Genomic DNA, 17,323 nt, shown 5'->3' on the forward strand with positions numbered 1-17,323 from the left:
GAGGCATGTCCGACGCCGTACCTCGCCTGCTGGTCGCTCTCTACGGACCGACCTCGGCCGGGAAGACCGCGGTGTCGGTCGACCTGTGTCTGCGGATCCGGGACGAACTCGGACGCGAGCCGATCGTCGTGTCGGCCGACTCGCGCCAGGTGTACCGGTACCTGGACATCGGGACCAGCAAGACCAGGCCGGAGGAGATGCGCGGCATCCGCCACACGATGATCGACGTCACCGAGCCGGTGCGGAAGCTCGAGCTGGAGACGTTCGTCGCCGAGGCGCGGCAGCACATGGACGCCTGCTGGGCGTCCGGCGGCGTCCCGGTGATCGTCGGCGGCACCAGTGTCTACGTGCGTTCCCTGCTCGAGGGCTGGGAGGTGGACGCGGTCGCCGAGGCGCGGAACGCGGTCCGCCGCGACTTCCCGCGCAGCATGGCCGAGGACGCGTACGCCGTGCTCGACCGCCTGGACCCGAAGGCGACCGGGAAGATCCACGCGAACAACTACGACGCCGTCGTCAACGCACTGGCGCATGCCATGGGCAACGATCCCGACCGCGCCGAAACCCCGGTCGCGGCCCGGCAGGTCGTGCTCGGGGTCGACCGTCCGGCCGCGGACATCGACCGCCGCGTGGCGGCGACGTACGACGACCAGGTCCGCCGCGGGCTGCGGGACGAGGTCCTCGGCCTCGACGAGCGGTACGACGTCCTGGCGCAGTACCGCCGTCTCGGCCAGAAGTCGCCGAACCAGGTCGTCCACACCCACGGCTACACCGAATGGTTCGACGTCGCCCTGGAGCGTGGCCGACCGGTGGAGAACCTCACGGCGGAAGACCTGGTCGAGGTCCGCGATCGGGTGGTCGAGCGCATCCGCACCCACACCCGGCGCCAGCGCGCGGCGATCCCGAAACTCACGGGCATCAAGCCGGTCCGCGGCGCCGACGGCGCCTTCGCCGCCGTGACAGCCGCCCTCGCAGCCGGTCCAGTCATGGCCACCGCTCCGGGAGGCAAGTCTTCCGGCAGGGATCGGTCAGGTGGCGGTCGCGCGGGAGGCAAACGCTCGCGCCGACGGTAGACCTCGGAATGCGCCGGCCGGGCCGCGCGTGACCCGGGATGTTCGATATCGTCCAGGTGTGGTTAACGTCGCCTTCAACGTTCTGGCCGAGCTCGGTACGGCGACCTGGACGGGGCCGCAGGCGATCGCGTACGAGACCGCGCAGGAGGGTGTTCGGCAGGCGATCGGCTACTACACCCGGCTGATCGAGACGGCCACCGAGCCGGATGCCGACGCCATCGCCGGCTGGCGGGCCAGACAGCAGGCCTGGGTCGCGCGGGGGCAGGAGCTCACTCCGCTGGACACCCGCGAGATCAAGCGCATCCGTCTCGACGCCGACAAGCTCCTCAGCGTCGAGGACCGCGACGAGGACGAGACCGACGACGCCGGCGAGCGCGACGACGAGGACGACTTCGACGCCGTGGCCGGCGATCAGGACGCAGGCGACAACGAGGTGCTGGGGCGAGCGTGACCGACGTGTGGGGGACCGGGCCGGCCGGTGACGACGACCGCTACCTGCTGGACGAGGCGGAGAGCGGGCGGATCTTCCGCGACCGGATCGTTCCCGACCAGCTGACCGGCGTCGCGCAGGAGCAGCCGGTCGTGGTGTTCGTCGGTGGTCAGCCGGGCGACGGCAAGGCCACGATCACCGCGATGGTCAAGGACGTCCTGCGTCGTCGCGGCCGTCCCGTCGTACTGAGCGCGACCGCCTACGAGCCGTACCATCCACGCTTCCACGAACCGATCACCGACGTACCGACGACCGCCGGCAAGTATGTCGCGGCCGACGGCCGGCGCTGGCTCGTGCAGGCCGAGGAGCTGGTGATCGAGGAGCGGTACGACGCGATCATCGAGACCGAGTTCCTCGACCCCGACGGCTTCGCGGCGTCCGCTGCGCGTTTCCAGGAGGCCGGGTTCCAGGTCGAGGTCGCGATCCTGGCGATGCACGAGGCGCGCAGCCGCTTCGGCGTCCTCGAACGGCACATGCGCGCGCTGGAGAACTTCGGCTTCGGCAGGCTCGCGGTGCAGAGCGTCCACGATGCCGGCTACGTGGGTGTACTGCGGGCCGCCGAGCTGATCGACCAGGGGGAGTGGGCCGACCGGATCGCCGTACTGCGTCCGGACGGGCAGCTGGTCTACGGCAACCAGCGCGACGCCGACGGTCAGTGGCAGCATCCCGCGCGGTCGGTCGACGCGATCACCTGGGAGCGGCACCGCCCGTGGACTGTCGTGGAGTCGCGGAACTTCCTGGACATCGCCTCGCTGGTCGGGCGGATCGGGCTGGCCGCGCACGTGCAGTGGATCCGGGACGAATCGCTCGAGGGCGCCAAGACGGTGACGGCGATGGCCCGGCCGCGGCTGCACCCCGACGCCGTGACGTTGCACATCGCAACGGCCGGCACCAAGCCGTAGGAGAGCTAGGCCACATCCTGGCCACCCACGCCTGCTGTCGTGGCGAGCAGCGATTACCGTGGTGAGTCCTCAGGACGGAGGCGGGACACGGTGTCACAGGCGGTCAATCGGCGGCTACAGCGGGATTCGGAGCTTCTCTGGCATCCGTACTCCTCGCTGACCGAGCCGTCGCCGGTCCGGTTGGTCCGGGGTGCGTCCGGCGTACGGCTGCAGCTGGACGACGGGGCCGGCGGGGTGGTCGAGGCGATCGACGCGATGGCGTCCTGGTGGTGCATGATCCACGGCTACCGCAACCCCGTGCTGGACGCGGCGGTGAAGAGCCAGGTAGACGACTTCAGCCACGTGATGTTCGGCGGGCTGACCCACGAGCCGGCCATCAGGCTGGCCGAGCGGCTGGTCGAGATCACTCCGGAACCGTTGCGGCACGTGTTCTTCTGCGACTCCGGTTCGGTCTCGGTCGAGGTCGCGATCAAGCTGGCGCTCCAGTACCAAGTTGCCCGAGGCAACAACGGACGGACCCGGATGCTGACCGTCCGTGGCGGGTACCACGGCGACACGTTCGCGCCGATGAGCGTGTGCGATCCGGTGAACGGGATGCACTCGCTGTTCACCGGCGCGTTGCAGGAGCAGGTGTTCGGGCCGCAGCCGCCGGCCGGTTTCGATCGCCCGGACGACGATCCGGAGCTGCTCGCCTGGGCCGCCGCCGTGACCGAGCTGGCGCAGCGGCACGCGGGTGAGATCGCCGGCATCATCGTCGAGCCGATCCTCCAGGGTGCGGGTGGCATGTATCCGTACCGCCCGGCCTGCCTGCGCGTGCTGCGCGACCTCGCCGACCGGCACGGATTCCTGCTGATCCTGGACGAGATCGCCACCGGCTTCGGGCGCACCGGCACGCTCTTCGCCTCCGAGCACGCGGGCGTCGATCCGGACATCCTCTGCGTCGGCAAGGCCTTGACCGGCGGCTATCTGACACTGGCCGCGATGCTGTGTACGACGGACGTCGCGCAGACGGTCTCGAACGGACCGGGCGGCGCGCTGATGCACGGCCCGACCTTCATGGCCAACCCGCTGGCCTGTTCGGTCGCGCTCGCGTCGATCGACCTGTTGCTGTCCCAGGACTGGGCCGGCCGGGTCGCTCGTATCTCGGAGGGGCTGTCGGCCGGTCTGGCGCCGGCGTCATCACTGCCTGCGGTCAAGGACGTCCGGGTGGTCGGCGCGGTTGGCGTCGTACAACTCGGTGGGCCCGTGGATCTGCCGCGGATGACCGAGGCGGCGCTGCGGCGCGGCGTGTGGGTCCGGCCGTTCCGCGATCTGGTCTACACGATGCCGCCGTACGTGTGCACCGACGACGAGATCGCCACCATCGCGGCGGCGATCGTGGGTGCGGTCGAGGAGGCCGGTTGATGCTCGAGGACTGGCTCGCTCCGAAGGCCGCGGCGCTGGAGTCCCGCGGCCTGACCCGCCGGCTCCGGGCCCGCGCGGCTGACGATCGGCTGATCGACCTCGCGGGCAACGACTACCTGGGCCTGGCGTCCGATCCGCGCGTGATCGAGGCCGCGGCCGAGGCCGTCTGCGTCTGGGGCACCGGGTCGACGGCATCCCGCCTGGTGACCGGTACGACGACTCTGCACGAGGAACTGGAATCGGCGCTCGCGTCGTACGTCGGCCAGGAGTCGGCGCTGGTGTTCTCGTCCGGATACCTCGCCAATCTCGGCGTGGTCACCGCGCTCGGTGGACCCGGCACGCTGATGGTGTCCGACGACCACATCCACGCGTCGCTCGTCGACGCCTGCCGGTTGTCCCGGTCACGGGTCGAGATCGTCCCGCACAACGACGTCGACGCGGTCACCAAAGTGCTTGCCGAACGCAACGAACCGCACGCGGTGGTGATGACCGAGTCGGTCTTCAGCGTGCTCAGCGATGCGGCGCCGTTGGCCGACCTCGCGTCCGTTGCTCGAGCGTACGACGCCGTACTGCTCGTCGACGAGGCTCACGGCCTCGGCGTCACCGGTGGCGGCCGTGGCTCCGTGCACGCCGCCGGCCTGGCCGGTCAGGACCATGTGCTGGTCACCATGACGTTGTCCAAGGCAATGGCCTCCCAAGGGGGTGTCGTCCTGGGGCCACGCATCCTGCGCGAACACCTCGTCAACCGGGCGCGTCCCTTCATCTTCGACACCGGCCTGAACCCAGCCGCCTGCGCCGCCGCGCTGGCTGCGCTCCAGGTCCTGCAGACCGAGCCCACTCGTCCCGACGCCATCCACGTCGCAGCCAGCCGCCTCGCCACTGCCTGCGGTGTCCCGCCTGCCGCGGGACCCGTCGTCTCCGTTCCCATGCCGGGCCCTCGCGAGACCGTCCACGCCGCAGACCTCTGCCTGGCGGCGGGTGTCCGCGTCGGCAGCTTCCGTCCACCATCGGTCCCCGACGGCATCTCACGCCTCCGGCTGACCGCCAACGCCGGTCTCACGCAGGCCGACTTCGACCACGCCTGCACCGTCATCGTCGACGCGATCGCCCAGGTCTCATGATCATCCTGATCACCGGCACCGACACCGGCGTAGGCAAAACCATCACGACCGCCGCGTTGGCCGTCCACCACGCGGGTGGTGGGCGGGTTGTTGTTGTCAAGCCTGCGCAGACTGGCGTCACCGCCGATGAGCCCGGGGATCTCGCGGACGTTCTGCGGCTGACCGGGATCACCGAGCTGCAGGAAGGTGTTCGACTGCGGGATCCGCTGGCGCCGACTACCGCGGCTCGGCGTGAGGGTGTGCCGTTGCCGACCGTCGAGGAGCACGCGAAGTTCATCGACGATCTGGCGGGTAGATATGACACCGTGCTGGTCGAAGGGGCCGGCGGGCTTCTGGTCGGACTGGATGCTGCGGGCAACAACCTGGCCGACCTCGCCGGGCACCTGACCATGCCGTTCACCTTCGTCGTAGTGACGCGCTCGGGCCTCGGGACGCTCAACCACACCGGGCTGACCGTCGAGGCTCTGCGGGCTCGCGGCCTGCCCATCGACGGACTGGTGATCGGCTCGTGGCCGGCCGAGCCTGATCTGGCTGAGGAGTGCAACCTCGAGGATCTGCCCGTGACGACCGGTGTCCCGGTGATCGGCCGGATCCCGGCGGGCGCGGGGCGGCTTGATCGGAGCGCGTTCAGCAGGGACGTGCCCGGCTGGTTCCGATGACGGGGTGTCCCGCGCGGTACGACGAGGAGCTCGGGTACTGGGTGATCGACGACCCCGCGCTGGCCCGCGAGGTGCTGCTCGATCCGGAGACGTTCCGGCCGGACAACGCCGTACTGGCGCACACGCCGTTGTCGGTGAAGGCGTTGCGGGTGCTGTCGGGGGTGGGGTTCGCATTGCCGCCGACGTTGGCGAACAACGCTGGGGAGTCGCATCGGCCGATCCGGGCGGCGGTGGCGCGGTTCTTCAGTCCGGCGCGGGTGGCGGCGGTGGAGCCGTTGGCGCGCGAACTGACGGCGGCTCGGGTGGACGACGCGACCAAGGCCTTGGAGCGCGACGGGCGGGTGGACCTGGTTCAGGCTGTCGCGGCCGAGCCGCCGGCGCTCGTCGTACTCGACATGCTGGGGCTGACCGATGTCGACGTGCCGGCGTTGAAGGCGTGGAGTCTGGACTCGCTGGAGCTGTTCTGGGGCCGGCCGGACGAGGACCGGCAACTGGAGTTGGCGCACAGTGCGGCTGAGTTCTACGCCTGGCTCCGATCCCGTACGACGGCCGCCCGCCGCGCACCCGGTGATGACCTGTTCGGCGTGCTCGTCGCACTCGGGCTCACCGACGGGGAGGTGTGCGCAGTCGGCTACTTCCTGCTGATCGCCGGTCAGGAAACCACCACCCAACTCATCTCCACCACCTTCCACCACACTCTGTTGGCAGGAGGCGGCCCGGCGGAGGTTGTCGAGGACGTGTTGCGGGAGGCTTCGTCGGTGCCGACGTGGCGGCGGGTGACTGCTGGGCCCGCGGAGGTTGGGGGCGTCGAGTTGCCTGGTGGCGCTCCTGTGCTCCTCGGGTTGTCTGGGCACGGCGGGCCCGCGGATCTCGCGTTCGGGGTCGGCGTACATCGGTGTCTGGGGGCTGGGCTGGCTCGGATGGAGGCGCGGGTTGCGCTCGAGTGTGCGGCCAGCCTACTGAGCACCGTACGGCTGGCGGAGGAGCCGCCGATGATCGACCTGCTGTCGTTCAGAGCGCCGAAGCGGCTGATGGTGACTTCCGTTCGTAACGCGGAGTAACACCGCGGACAGCCGGCGGCGATAGCGTCCGCCGGGTGAGCTTCCCACCTCGCCGCCGGGTGCGGCTGTGGTTCGGTCAGCACCAGCTCGCGGACTTCATCGGCGAACCGGCCGCGGCCACCCGCTACGAGGCCGCCATGCGCTGCCGCTTCCCCGGACTGGAGATCACCAACGACCCGGTGCCGGCCGCCCCGCGCCCGGTGGCGGTGACCTCCGGGCCCTAAGGCTTGGTCTTGAGGGTCGCCGTGACGCGCTGCCGCGAGACGAACCAGGTCTCGAGGGCGGGGTCGATCGCGAGGAGAACAGTTCTCATTCGAGCGAGCCGGTCTGCGACCATACCGGAATTGAGCAGCGGTTCGAGATGCGCGACGCGGTTGCGCAGCTTGTAGATGTGGTCGACATGGTCCACGAGGTCTGAGGACGTCCCCGTCAGCTTCGGGAAGGCACTGGCCAGTGCCTTGTTCCAGAGAAGTCGCCGGCCGGGGTCGTTGTCGGGCAGGAGGAAACGCCAGGTGCCGAAGCTGAGCTGAGCGAGGATGTCGGGGTGTCCCGGCGTGGTGCCGGCACCACGCACAGCGGACTGGGCTCTGCGAGTGGCTTTTGCGGATGTCGTCGCCGACAAGCCGTCGGATCAAACGGGCGGGGTCCATCAGCCAGTCCGACGAGTGCACCTGCCCGGTCTGCCTGTCACGCTGGGTGGCATTCCACCCGCAGAGTTGCTCATCGAGCGCGTTGCGAAGGATCACCTCGAACCGATGCAAGCACTCGTAGACGGCGCCAGAGAGTTCGACGTTCCACTGGTACAGGCCCAACGCCCGGCGGACGTCGCCGCCGGTTGTCGCCAGGTACGGCGCAAGTCGGGGAGCGCTGATCTTGGCAGCGACCGCGATGTGATGAGCAGCGGTTTGATTTGCTGAGGGCATGATCCTAAGCTTCTCGATGAAGGCGGAGGCAGGTCTCTCCGTTACAAGATCGCCTGAGGGCCCGTCGGTGTACGCCGGCGGGCCCTCAGCATGTTCGTGATCGGGCGCCCTAGTCCTCCAGCACGGCCCGATGGATCTTGGCCGAGACCGGAACCGTCTGCACCCGGGACCGAGGACAAGCTTCCCCGCCGCTGTGCGCCGCACTCAAATCCACTCGGTTCCGCGGCGCCGGTTTCCCGGACTGGAGATCACCAACGACCCGATGTGCGGAGCGCTCGATTACAACCCCGCTGACCTGCACCGATAGGCTTTGCAAGGTGACTGAGCATGAGTTGGTTCTGGTCGTCGACTTCGGGGCGCAGTACGCGCAGCTGATCGCGCGCCGGGTCCGCGAGGCCAAGGTGTACTCCGAGATCGTGCCGCACTCGATGCCGGTCGAGGAGATGCTGGCGCGCAAGCCGAAGGCGATCATCCTGTCCGGTGGGCCGCAGTCGGTGTACGCCGAGGGTGCGCCGCGGGTCGAGTCCGCGCTGTTCGACGCGGGCGTGCCGGCGTTCGGGATCTGCTACGGGTTTCAGGCGATGGCGCAGACGCTCGGCGGCGAGGTCCGCCGGACCGGTCTGCGCGAGTTCGGCCGCACCCCGGTGACGGTCAGCGCGGCCGGCACGCTGCTGGCCGACATCCCCGAGGACCTGAACGTGTGGATGTCCCACGGTGACGCGGTCCACGCGCCGCCCGCCGGATTCGCCGTACTCGCGGCGTCCGAAGGCGCACCAGTGGCAGCGTTCGAGGACCTGGACCGGCGGCTCGCCGGCGTGCAGTGGCACCCGGAGGTCCTGCACTCGCAGGCCGGGCAGGCGGTGCTCGAGCACTTCCTGTACGACATCGCCGGGTGCAAGGGCGACTGGACCACGACGAACGTCGTCGACGAGCAGGTCGAGCTCATCCGCAGGCAGGTCGGTGACAAGCAGGTGCTGTGCGCGCTGTCCGGCGGCGTCGACTCCGCGGTCGCGGCGGCCCTGGTGCACAAGGCGATCGGCGACCAGCTGACCTGTGTGTACGTCGACCACGGCCTGCAGCGGGCCGGCGAGTCCGAGCAGATCGAGAAGGACTTCGTCGCCGCGACCGGGATCCGGCTCGAGATGGTCGACGCGGAGGATCAGTTCCTCGGCGCGCTGGCCGGCGTGACCGACCCGGAGCAGAAGCGGAAGATCGTCGGCCGCGAGTTCATCCGGACCTTCGAGGCGACCGCGCGCAAGGTGGACGCCGAGCGGCACATCGAGTTCCTGGTCCAGGGCACGCTGTACCCGGACGTGGTCGAGTCCGGCGGCGGCACCGGCACGGCGAACATCAAGTCGCACCACAACGTCGGCGGCCTGCCGGACGACCTGCAGTTCAGCCTGATCGAGCCGCTGCGGACACTGTTCAAGGACGAGGTCCGCGAGCTCGGCCTGGCCGTCGGCCTGCCCGAGGCGATGGTCTACCGGCACCCGTTCCCAGGCCCGGGGCTGAGCATCCGGATCATCGGCGAGGTCACCAAGCAGCGCCTGGACCTCCTGCGCCAGGCCGACCTGATCGCCCGCACCGAGCTGACCGCGGCCGGTCTCGACCGCGACATCTGGCAGTTCCCGGTGGTCCTGCTGGCCGACGTCCGCTCGGTCGGCGTTCAAGGTGATGGCCGCACCTACGGTCACCCCGTCGTACTGCGTCCCGTCACCAGCGAGGACGCCATGACCGCCGACTGGGCCCGCCTTCCGTACGACGTCCTCGAACGCATCTCCACCCGCATCACCAACGAGGTCGACGAAATCAACCGCGTAACCCTCGACATCACCAGCAAGCCCCCCGGCACCATCGAGTGGGAGTGATCACTCGCTGAGGACCGCCTCCAGGGACGTCGCTTCGGTCGTGCGGCCCTGGGAGCGGAGGCGGTCGACCAGGAGCCAGCCGGCGCGGTACCAGGGTTCGGTGCCGGTGGTCAGGGTTGGGAAGAGTTGCTCCAGCAGGGTCTCGTCGGCGCTGTGCTCGGCGACCAGTAGACGTGCGTTGAGGTGCTGGTCCGTGTAGCCGCCGCGTTCGTAGTGGTCGGCGGCTTGTGACGCCTGCTGTACGGCGGTGTCCGGGTCGCCCTGCTGTAGGGCGATCAGCGCCAGATCCCAATGCACACCGGCGGTCTGGAAGATGACTCGCTGGTCGGCTGACGGCAGAGCGGTCAGCAACGGGCGGGCGCTGTCGATCAGCTCGACCGCCCGGGCGAAATCGCCGGTGTAGCGGGCGGACTGGGCCGCCAGGCGGAGTGCTTGCACCTGTTCGATCGGCTGCTCGGCAGCGGCGTACTGCGAGGCTGCGGACAGGAGCACCTCGACCGCCTCCTCGTCGCGGTCGAGCTTCTCCAGCAGCAAGCCCTCGTCGTGCCGGATCATCGCCAGCCAGGCCGGATGCGCATCTGCCGGCGCGGACGCCTGCAACTCGCGCACCTTGGTCAATGCGGACTCCAGCTCGCCCAGCGAACGGTAGGCCTCGATCAGTACGCCGCGCGCGTCGGCGAGCGGCTGGGCAAGACCAGGGTCACCACCCAGCACCGGCAGCGCCTCCTCAGCCGTCTCCGCTGCCTCCAGCGGCCGCCCGGTCATCAGATACGCACGCGCCAGCTCCAACCGGGCAAGTGCGACCTGAACCTCCATGCCCGGTACGCCGGCTAGCAGGGCGACTGCCTCAGTCAGGTCCTCGGCTGCCTCGGCCGGGCGTTCGAGCTCGAGACGGATCCGCCCACGCTGCCTGTACGCGAAGGACCGCACGAGTTCACTCGCCGCCCCCGACGCCACCGTGGCGGCCTCTTCCGCTTCCCCGAAGCGTCCCAGTTGCGCAAGGAGGTCGCCCTGCATCATCGCTGCGCCCGCCAGGAGCTCCTCCTCGACGTCCGGACGTGCACGCAGCTCACGCAGTTCGCGTACGGCGTCGTCGTACCGGCCGGCGTGGGCGTACACGGTCGCCAGCGAGTACTGCCAGTGTCCCTGACGTCGCGGCTCGTCCTCGGTGATCAGCCGGCGCAGCGGCTCCTCGCTGGTCGCGAGTCCCTCCTCGACCTGTCCCTGCTCGCAGAGCAGCCGGCCGATGCGTCCGCGGTCACGCAGCAGGCGGATCTCTTCACCAAGATCGGCGTACAGCGCGAGTGCTTCGCGCCAGGACTCCAGCGCGCGCTCCGGCTTGTCGGACGCCAGCAACCCTCGCCCATCCAGGGCACGGGCGCGGTCGAGTGCGGTCCACTCGCTCTCCGGTACCTCTTGCTCGAAAACTTGCCAGGCCATGATCGCTTGCTCGGACTGCCCGCGCTGCCACGCGTCCTCGGCCTCGTCGAGCCAGCCGCGGCCGGTGGGCTCGGGCCGAGCGGGACCGAGTGGCGGTTGGTCCGAGGGTTCGGCGGCCGGCTGGGCCTGCTTCCGGAGCTGGGCGCGCCGGGCGGTCTCCGAGAGCGGCAGGTACTCCACCCACGGCTCGGCGGTCAGCGTCGCGCGGATCTCGTCGCTGCGATGCGTTGTCCCGTTCCGTGCGTCGAACTGGGCTGCCAGCTCCAGAGCTCGCGCGGCCAGCTGCTCCGCCAGCTCAGCAGCCGGTGTGGCGCCGGAGGGTTGCCGGATCATCAGTCCGGCGTCGACCCGACCCAGGGCGAGTGACGCGCCCGCCGCGAACACCATCTCGGCGTACGGCGACGGCGGGTCGGCCAGCTCGGGTGCGTGCCGCTCGATCAGCTCGACGGCCTTCAGTTCGTTGCCGGTCCGGGCCAGGAACACCACGTGGTCCGCGTGCTCACTCAGTTCGCCGACCCGCCCGCGCAGGATCCGGTACGCCTTCCGATGTGCGTCCACCGCCTCGGAATACATGCCCTCGGCAACATACGCCGGCAGCAGCGCGGTCAGCATCTGCTGCGGCTGCTCCGCGCAGGTGAGCTGCCCGTCCAGCACGGACACGGCCAGCGCGACGGCGTCCGCCGTACGCCCGACGCTGGTCAGGTGGTGCACCTTCGAGGTCGGGTCGCAGCCGACGCAGTCCGACAGGTCGTCGCGCGGCGCGGTCGACCACAGCCGGAACTGCTCGGCCGCCGTATCCGCGTCGCCGATGTGGTGTGCGACCAGCCAGCGGTGCTGATGGACGGCGTGCATGCTGTGGCCGCCCTGCCGCCAACGCCGTTCCATGTCGTCCAGGACGGCGTACGCACGGTCCAACGGCACCTCGGGGAACTTGGTCAGCGTGCTCGGCGCGTACTTGAAGCACCACAGAAACGTGTGCGAGTAGCCGCGGTACTGATCGGGTGACGCATCCCAGTCCGCCACGCACCGCGCGAACGGCACCAGCGACTTCCCCGGCTCGCCACCCATCACGTACGCCGTCACGAGCGAGAGGCGGCTGTAGAACGCCAGGTCCTCCTCACCGGCCGCATCGGCCCGCCGTACGACGTCCTCGAGCAAAGCCGACCGTGCTTTCCCGTACGGCGCACTCTCGGCGCGCTGCAGTCGGTCCACGAGTTCCTGATTCATCGGGTCGGGTCCTCCTGCGTCGGGACAGCCTGGTCGAGCAGACCGAGGAAAGAGCGGTTCACCAGCGCAGAGTCCGCCGGAGTGATCGGGTGGTAACCGAGCATCAGCGCATGTCCGTACAGCCCTTCCACTGCGAGCTGTGCGAGCTCAGGATCGTTCAGTGACGCCATCCGCCGTACCAAGGGACTGCGGTAGTTCAGAACGAGTTGCGGCCGGCTGTCGTCGTGGGTGTCGAGTGCACCGAGTACCTCGGACCATAGCGCGTCCGCACGATCCTTGGTGGCTCTGAGCTCACTGGCGAACTGTGCGGACCGGTCCACCAGGTAGAGCGCGGGCAGACCGGCCGGCTCGAACGCACGGACCACTACCTCGCAACCGACCGAGTCCAGCGTGGCCTGCGCGAGCTGGACGAACGGGCGCAGCCCTAGCTCGGTGTCCGGGTCCAGACTGTCGAAGCTGGTGCTCAGCTCGGTCGGATCGAACCGTGTGGTGACCAGATCGGGCAGTACCTCGGGGAGGCGCTCGAGGAGTTCGCTGTCGTAGGTGTAGCCGCCGTTCACCACAGTGATCTGCTGTGCGGCCGCAACCGCGGCCAGCTGACGGAACTCCTCGACCGTGGCGACATAGCGGATCTCACCGCTGCGCTCCTGCAGCTCAGCGGTCGTCATCCGTCCATGGTTGGTCTCGAAGCGCAGCCAGCGGTGGACCAGCCGGAGCATCTCGTCGTCGTGGAGCGCGAGCGCCTTCACGCCGAGCTGGTGGATGGCGAGGAACCGGTCCAGCTTGGCCGGGTCCGTGTTACCGAGGCGGACCAGCCAGCCACGCAACTGCGCACCCAGCGCATCCCGGGTGGCTTCGAGGTTGCCGTCGTCGAACAGCGCCTCGCGGCTCGCGGTCGGCCGCAGCTCGGACGTGTCGATGACGGCGCGGACGAAGAACGCCCAGTCGGGCAGCAGCCCTTCGACGTTCTCGGCGAGCAGCATCCGCTTCAGGTACACGCGATGCGTGGCCCGCTCGGCCGGGTTCGCGGCGAACGGCAGCACGAACGCGACACCGGTGAGCCCGGCGGCCGGATTGTTCAAGTGGATCACGTCGAACGGCGTGAACCCGAGCTTGTCCTGCGCATAGCCGAGCAGATCGGCCCGCGAGCCCTCCCAGGGCGCGGTGCCGTCGGTGACCTGCTCGCCGTCGACCAGGATCTCGATCGGCAGCAGTGCGCCGAACAGACGGATCAGTTCGACCACTGTGGCCTTTTTGTACCACTGCTCCGCACCACGCCGCGCCTTGAGCGTGACCGTCGTACCCGGCTCGGGACGATCCGTCGTCTCCGCAATGGTGTAGCGGCCGTCCGCCGTACCGATCCAGTGCGTGGCCGGACCGCCGGCCGGTTGGGTGACGACCTCGATCTCGTCCGCGACCATGAACGCCGACAGCAGACCGATGCCGAACTGGCCGAGGAACTCGGTCCGGGCGAATCCGATCCCGTCCCGCTTCGAGCTCCGCCCGATCGTCGCCAGCAGCTCCCGCACCTCGTCCGGCGTGAGGCCGATCCCGGTGTCGGAGATGCTCAGCCCATCGTCGGCCGTGCGTACGTCGATCCGCTGCGGAGTGCCGGGATCAGTGGCCTGGCGGGCCGTGATCGCGTCGACGGCGTTCTGCAGCAGCTCGCGCAGGTACACCCGCGGACTGCTGTACAGATGGTTGCTCAGCAGGTCGACGATCCCTTGCAGGTCGACCTGGAAGTTCTCGCGCACCACGGCAACCTACGGCATGCCAGGGTCGGCGACTGTTCGCTTTGCGTTGGTGACGGGCGGTGGTGAACGGTTCCCCTTGATTTATAGGGTTTCCGGGGCCATCGCCTGGATGCCGTCGAGGAGACGGTCGAGGCCGTAGCGGTACGACTCGGCCGCGGCCTCGCGGGTGCTCGCCTGGTAGCCGTTCGCGTTCCAGATTGCTGTCATCGCGGGATGTCTTTCGACGTCGAAGTACGTCTCCCAGAGGTCGCTGCGCTCGTACCACCAGGAGTCGTTGCTCTGACCGGTCGCGCGCTCGATCAGCTCGCTCTCCGCCTCCAGGCCGGCGGCGGAGTCGACGTACGTCGTGATCGCGAGCGCGGCCGTGTTCGTCTCGGCTGGGCCGAGGCCTAGGCCGAGGAACGCGGACAGCAGGTACTCGCGGCCGGCCAGCATGCCAGGGCCGACCGGCGGACGGATCGTCGACACCTGCGCGAGCCAGGGGTGCCGTTGGAACATCGCTCGGGTCTGCTCCGAGTAGATCTCGATCTTCTCGCGCCAGTCGTCGGGGCGTGGCGCACCGGGGCCGGGCAGGTCGCGCTCCGCCAGCACCTGATCCACCATCAGGTCGAGCAACTCCTCCTTGGACGGCACGTAGGTGTAGAGCGTCATCGTCCCGACCCTCAACTCCTTGGCCACTCCACCCATCGAGGCCGCCACCAGCCCTTGCTCATCCGCCAACCGGATCCCCGCCATAACAACCTCGTCCACATCCAACGAAGGCCGACGCCCAGCCCCGCGGGCCTCGCGGCCCGGTGTCGCCCGCCCTGCCTCGGGAGCCTGCTTGCGGTGGTTCCGCCACAGCAGTGCCAGCGTCCGCTCCGGCTGCCCCTCACCACTCCGCCGAACCGTCAAAGCCCCTCCGCTCTCCAGCACTCCCGACCCTGCCCCTCCGGGCGCGCACGGCAAGCGTCGCACGTCCCTCGCCACCGAGGGACTCATAGTCACCCGGTCAAATTCTCGTATAGCCTACGAGAATTAGTCCGGTGTGAGGGGAGACGGCATGACGATCCTGGTGACCGGTGCGACCGGGAGTGTGGGGCGGCTACTGGTGGACGAGTTGGTGGCGGCAGGCGCCCCGGTACGCGCGCTCACCAACAACCCGACCCGGGCCGCGCTGCCGGACGGTGTCGAGGTCGCGCGCGGGTATCTGGGCAAGCCGGCGACCCTGCCTGCCGCGTTGGCCGGTGTCGACACGGTGTACCTCGCGCCACTTCCGGCGTACGTGGAGGACTTCGTCCGGTGTGCTCAGGACGCCGGCGTGCGGCGGGTCGTCGTACTTTCGGGTGAGCCCGCGGACTACGAGGCGCAGGGGGATCCGTCGACGTGGCACTACTACCGGATCGAGCGGGCGATCGAGGCAGCTGAGTTCGACTGGACGTTCCTGCGGCCGGGGCAGTTCATGAACAACACGCTGGACTGGGCTGCGTCCATCAAGGACGAGGGTGTCGTCCGTACGCCGTACGCCGGAGCCGTGCAGACGCCGATCGATCTGGCGGACATCGCGGCGGTCGCGCGGGTCGTCCTGCTTTCCTCGAGCTACAGCGGGCAGAAGCTCACGATGAGCGGGCCGGAGGGACTGACGGCTCCGGAGCAGGTCGCGTGCATCTCGGCGGCGATCGGGCGGGACGTTCGCTTCGAGGAGCTGACGCCGGCCGGCTATCTCGATCGGCTCGCGCCGGTGGTCGGCCTCGAGACGGCGCAGTGGTTGCTGGACGGGTTCCGGATGATGGCGGAGTATCCGATGAAGCCCGAGCCGACGGTGCCGTCGCTTCTCGGCCGGCCGGCGGTGACGTATCGCGAGTGGGCGGTCGCGAACGCTGCCGTCTTCCTCGGTTGATTTGCTGCCGAACATGTGTTCGACTGTGGTGCATGAGATGGGCCGGTCAGCAGCTCGATGTAGAGACTCCAGGGACGTTGCCAGGTCTCGGGTCGATCGCGGGTCTGGTCCGGTCGGTGACGACGCCGGAGTTCCGGGGCATCACCTTCCATGAGGTCGTCGCCCGATCCGCGCTGAACTCAGTGCCCGGTACGTCGCTGCCCTTCAACTGGACCATCAACCCGTACCGCGGCTGCACGCATGCCTGCCGCTACTGCTTCGCCCGCCCTAGCCATCGCTACCTCGAACTCGACCAAGGCCTGGACTTCGACCAGCAGATCGTCGTGAAGACCAACGTCGTCGACGTCCTCCGCCGTGAACTCGCCCGCCCGTCCTGGAACCACGAACAAGTTGCCCTAGGCACCAACACCGACCCCTACCAGCGAGCCGAAGGCCGCTACCGCCTGATGCCGGGCATCATCGACGCCCTGGCCGGCTCCGGCACGCCTTTGTCCGTGCTGACCAAGGGCACCTTGCTCCGCCGCGACCTCCCACTCCTCGCCGCAGCCTCCGAGCAGGTCCCCGTGGGCATCGGGATCTCGCTGGCCCTCGGCGACGAAGAGCTCCGGCGGCACGTCGAACCCGGCGTCCCCTCCGTCCGTGGCCGCCTCGACCTCATCCGAGCCGTCCGCGAAGCCGGCCTCCCGTGCGGTGTCATGGTGGCCCCCGTCCTCCCTTGGCTGACGGACTCACCCGACCAGCTGGACCACCTCTTCGGTGAGCTGGCCGAAGCCGGCGCCACCGGCGTAACCACCCTCGTCCTCCACCTCCGCCCCGGCGTCAAAGACTGGTTCATGAGCTGGCTGGCCCAAGACCACCCCCACCTGGTGGCCCGCTACAAATCCCTCTACGCCCATGGCTCCTACGCGTCCTCCAGCTATCGCAAAGCCTTCGAACAAAAAGCCCGCCCCCTCCTCGACAAACACGGCTTCGGCCGACCCTCCAGCCACCGATCCGACCCCCTCCCCGGGCGCCCGACCCAACCCAGCCCGAGGTCCGCCCAGCCCCGCGGCAACCCGAACCACCCCCGCGGCATCGTCGAAGTCCCCGGCCCCACCGCCACCTCCGACTCCGCCACCGGCTGGGGCGAACCCGACCCCACCACCCACTTGCGCCGCCCCCCACACCCCAAACCAGCCAGCCGAGAAGCACTACCAACTCAACAGCCCCTCTTCTAACCAGGCGGCCGGAGAACCCCCACGGCGACTACGTCCACTCCTTCGTCGCCCACCCGCGCCGCTCCTCCCCACCACGCGGGCTCCTCTCGTCGCGCGCTCAGCGATAGCCCAACAAACTGTGGAGATCCCGGAACAACCGGCGTCGGGGGCTGGCCAACCGGTGCCCCGCGGGTGTCGCACGCGCTCATTTGCTCCGCAAGTACTTTGCCTAAGGCAACCTTCATGAAGTTGTCCACAGTGATTGGCGCCTGTGGATAGCCAGAGCCCTTGAAAACAAGGGGTTCCGGGTTTGAGAACTGTCGGTGGCT

At 69.2% G+C, this 17,323-nt stretch carries 16 protein-coding genes; 12 read left to right on the plus strand and 4 right to left on the minus strand.

The window, feature by feature from the left end; translation table 11 throughout:
- Nucleotides 1-5 precede the first annotated feature (5 nt).
- The 8 genes from ACXC9Q_RS01270 (at nucleotide 6) to ACXC9Q_RS01305 (ending at nucleotide 6,931) form a co-directional block, all read left to right on the plus strand.
- A complete protein-coding gene (locus ACXC9Q_RS01270; protein WP_457054600.1) occupies nucleotides 6-1,070 on the plus strand; it encodes an isopentenyl transferase family protein in 1,065 nt (354 codons plus the stop codon).
- Nucleotides 1,071-1,128: 58 nt separating this feature from the next.
- The gene (locus tag ACXC9Q_RS01275; protein ID WP_457054601.1) at nucleotides 1,129-1,521 is read left to right on the plus strand and encodes a hypothetical protein; all 393 of its coding nucleotides are present in this window, start codon (nucleotides 1,129-1,131) and stop codon (nucleotides 1,519-1,521) included.
- Entirely contained in the window at nucleotides 1,518-2,462 is a 945-nt protein-coding gene (locus ACXC9Q_RS01280; protein ID WP_457054602.1) for a zeta toxin family protein, read from the plus strand. Before ACXC9Q_RS01275 ends, ACXC9Q_RS01280 begins: the two co-directional genes overlap by 4 nt.
- Before the next feature lie 90 nt (nucleotides 2,463-2,552).
- Nucleotides 2,553-3,866, plus strand: coding sequence for an adenosylmethionine--8-amino-7-oxononanoate transaminase (bioA, locus tag ACXC9Q_RS01285; RefSeq protein WP_457054603.1), 1,314 nt, complete (start codon nucleotides 2,553-2,555; stop codon nucleotides 3,864-3,866).
- Entirely contained in the window at nucleotides 3,866-4,987 is a 1,122-nt protein-coding gene (locus ACXC9Q_RS01290; RefSeq protein ID WP_457054604.1) for an 8-amino-7-oxononanoate synthase, read from the plus strand. Before bioA ends, ACXC9Q_RS01290 begins: the two co-directional genes overlap by 1 nt.
- Nucleotides 4,984-5,646: a dethiobiotin synthase gene (gene bioD / locus ACXC9Q_RS01295; protein ID WP_457054605.1), complete on the plus strand. Its 663-nt coding sequence runs from the start codon at nucleotides 4,984-4,986 to the stop codon at nucleotides 5,644-5,646. Before ACXC9Q_RS01290 ends, bioD begins: the two co-directional genes overlap by 4 nt.
- Nucleotides 5,643-6,707 carry a hypothetical protein gene (locus ACXC9Q_RS01300; RefSeq protein ID WP_457054606.1) on the plus strand — a complete coding sequence of 355 codons (1,065 nt, stop codon included), beginning with the start codon at nucleotides 5,643-5,645 and terminating at the stop codon, nucleotides 6,705-6,707. Before bioD ends, ACXC9Q_RS01300 begins: the two co-directional genes overlap by 4 nt.
- 35 nt (nucleotides 6,708-6,742) lie before the next feature.
- Nucleotides 6,743-6,931, plus strand: coding sequence for a hypothetical protein (locus ACXC9Q_RS01305; RefSeq protein ID WP_457054607.1), 189 nt, complete (start codon nucleotides 6,743-6,745; stop codon nucleotides 6,929-6,931).
- On the opposite strand, the gene ACXC9Q_RS01310 is transcribed toward ACXC9Q_RS01305, so the two are convergent.
- Nucleotides 6,928-7,281, minus strand: coding sequence for a hypothetical protein (locus ACXC9Q_RS01310; protein WP_457054608.1), 354 nt, complete (start codon nucleotides 7,279-7,281; stop codon nucleotides 6,928-6,930). The genes ACXC9Q_RS01305 and ACXC9Q_RS01310 overlap by 4 nt on opposite strands.
- 19 nt (nucleotides 7,282-7,300) lie before the next feature.
- Here ACXC9Q_RS01310 and ACXC9Q_RS01315 point away from each other — a divergent pair, with 19 nt between their 5' ends.
- On the plus strand, nucleotides 7,301-7,624 hold the full coding sequence (locus ACXC9Q_RS01315) for a hypothetical protein (RefSeq protein ID WP_457054609.1): 324 nt from the start codon (nucleotides 7,301-7,303) through the stop codon (nucleotides 7,622-7,624).
- A 323-nt stretch (nucleotides 7,625-7,947) separates the two neighbouring features.
- Nucleotides 7,948-9,498 carry a glutamine-hydrolyzing GMP synthase gene (gene guaA, locus ACXC9Q_RS01320; protein WP_457054610.1) on the plus strand — a complete coding sequence of 517 codons (1,551 nt, stop codon included), beginning with the start codon at nucleotides 7,948-7,950 and terminating at the stop codon, nucleotides 9,496-9,498.
- On the opposite strand, the gene ACXC9Q_RS01325 is transcribed toward guaA, so the two are convergent.
- The 3 genes from ACXC9Q_RS01325 to ACXC9Q_RS01335 form a co-directional block, all read right to left on the minus strand.
- A complete protein-coding gene (locus ACXC9Q_RS01325) occupies nucleotides 9,499-12,165 on the minus strand; it encodes a tetratricopeptide repeat protein (RefSeq protein ID WP_457054611.1) in 2,667 nt (888 codons plus the stop codon).
- Entirely contained in the window at nucleotides 12,162-13,919 is a 1,758-nt protein-coding gene (locus tag ACXC9Q_RS01330) for an HSP90 family protein (protein WP_457054612.1), read from the minus strand. Before ACXC9Q_RS01330 ends, ACXC9Q_RS01325 begins: the two co-directional genes overlap by 4 nt.
- Before the next feature lie 81 nt (nucleotides 13,920-14,000).
- A complete protein-coding gene (locus ACXC9Q_RS01335; RefSeq protein ID WP_457054613.1) occupies nucleotides 14,001-14,813 on the minus strand; it encodes a TetR/AcrR family transcriptional regulator in 813 nt (270 codons plus the stop codon).
- 148 nt (nucleotides 14,814-14,961) lie between these two features.
- On the opposite strand from ACXC9Q_RS01335, the gene ACXC9Q_RS01340 reads away from it, so the two are divergent.
- Both ACXC9Q_RS01340 and ACXC9Q_RS01345 read left to right on the plus strand, forming a co-directional pair.
- A complete protein-coding gene (locus ACXC9Q_RS01340) occupies nucleotides 14,962-15,798 on the plus strand; it encodes an NmrA family NAD(P)-binding protein (protein WP_457054614.1) in 837 nt (278 codons plus the stop codon).
- 32 nt (nucleotides 15,799-15,830) lie between these two features.
- The gene (locus tag ACXC9Q_RS01345) at nucleotides 15,831-17,015 is read left to right on the plus strand and encodes an Rv2578c family radical SAM protein (RefSeq protein ID WP_457054615.1); all 1,185 of its coding nucleotides are present in this window, start codon (nucleotides 15,831-15,833) and stop codon (nucleotides 17,013-17,015) included.
- Nucleotides 17,016-17,323 lie beyond the last annotated feature (308 nt).

The organism is Kribbella sp. CWNU-51 (genome assembly GCF_054073265.1).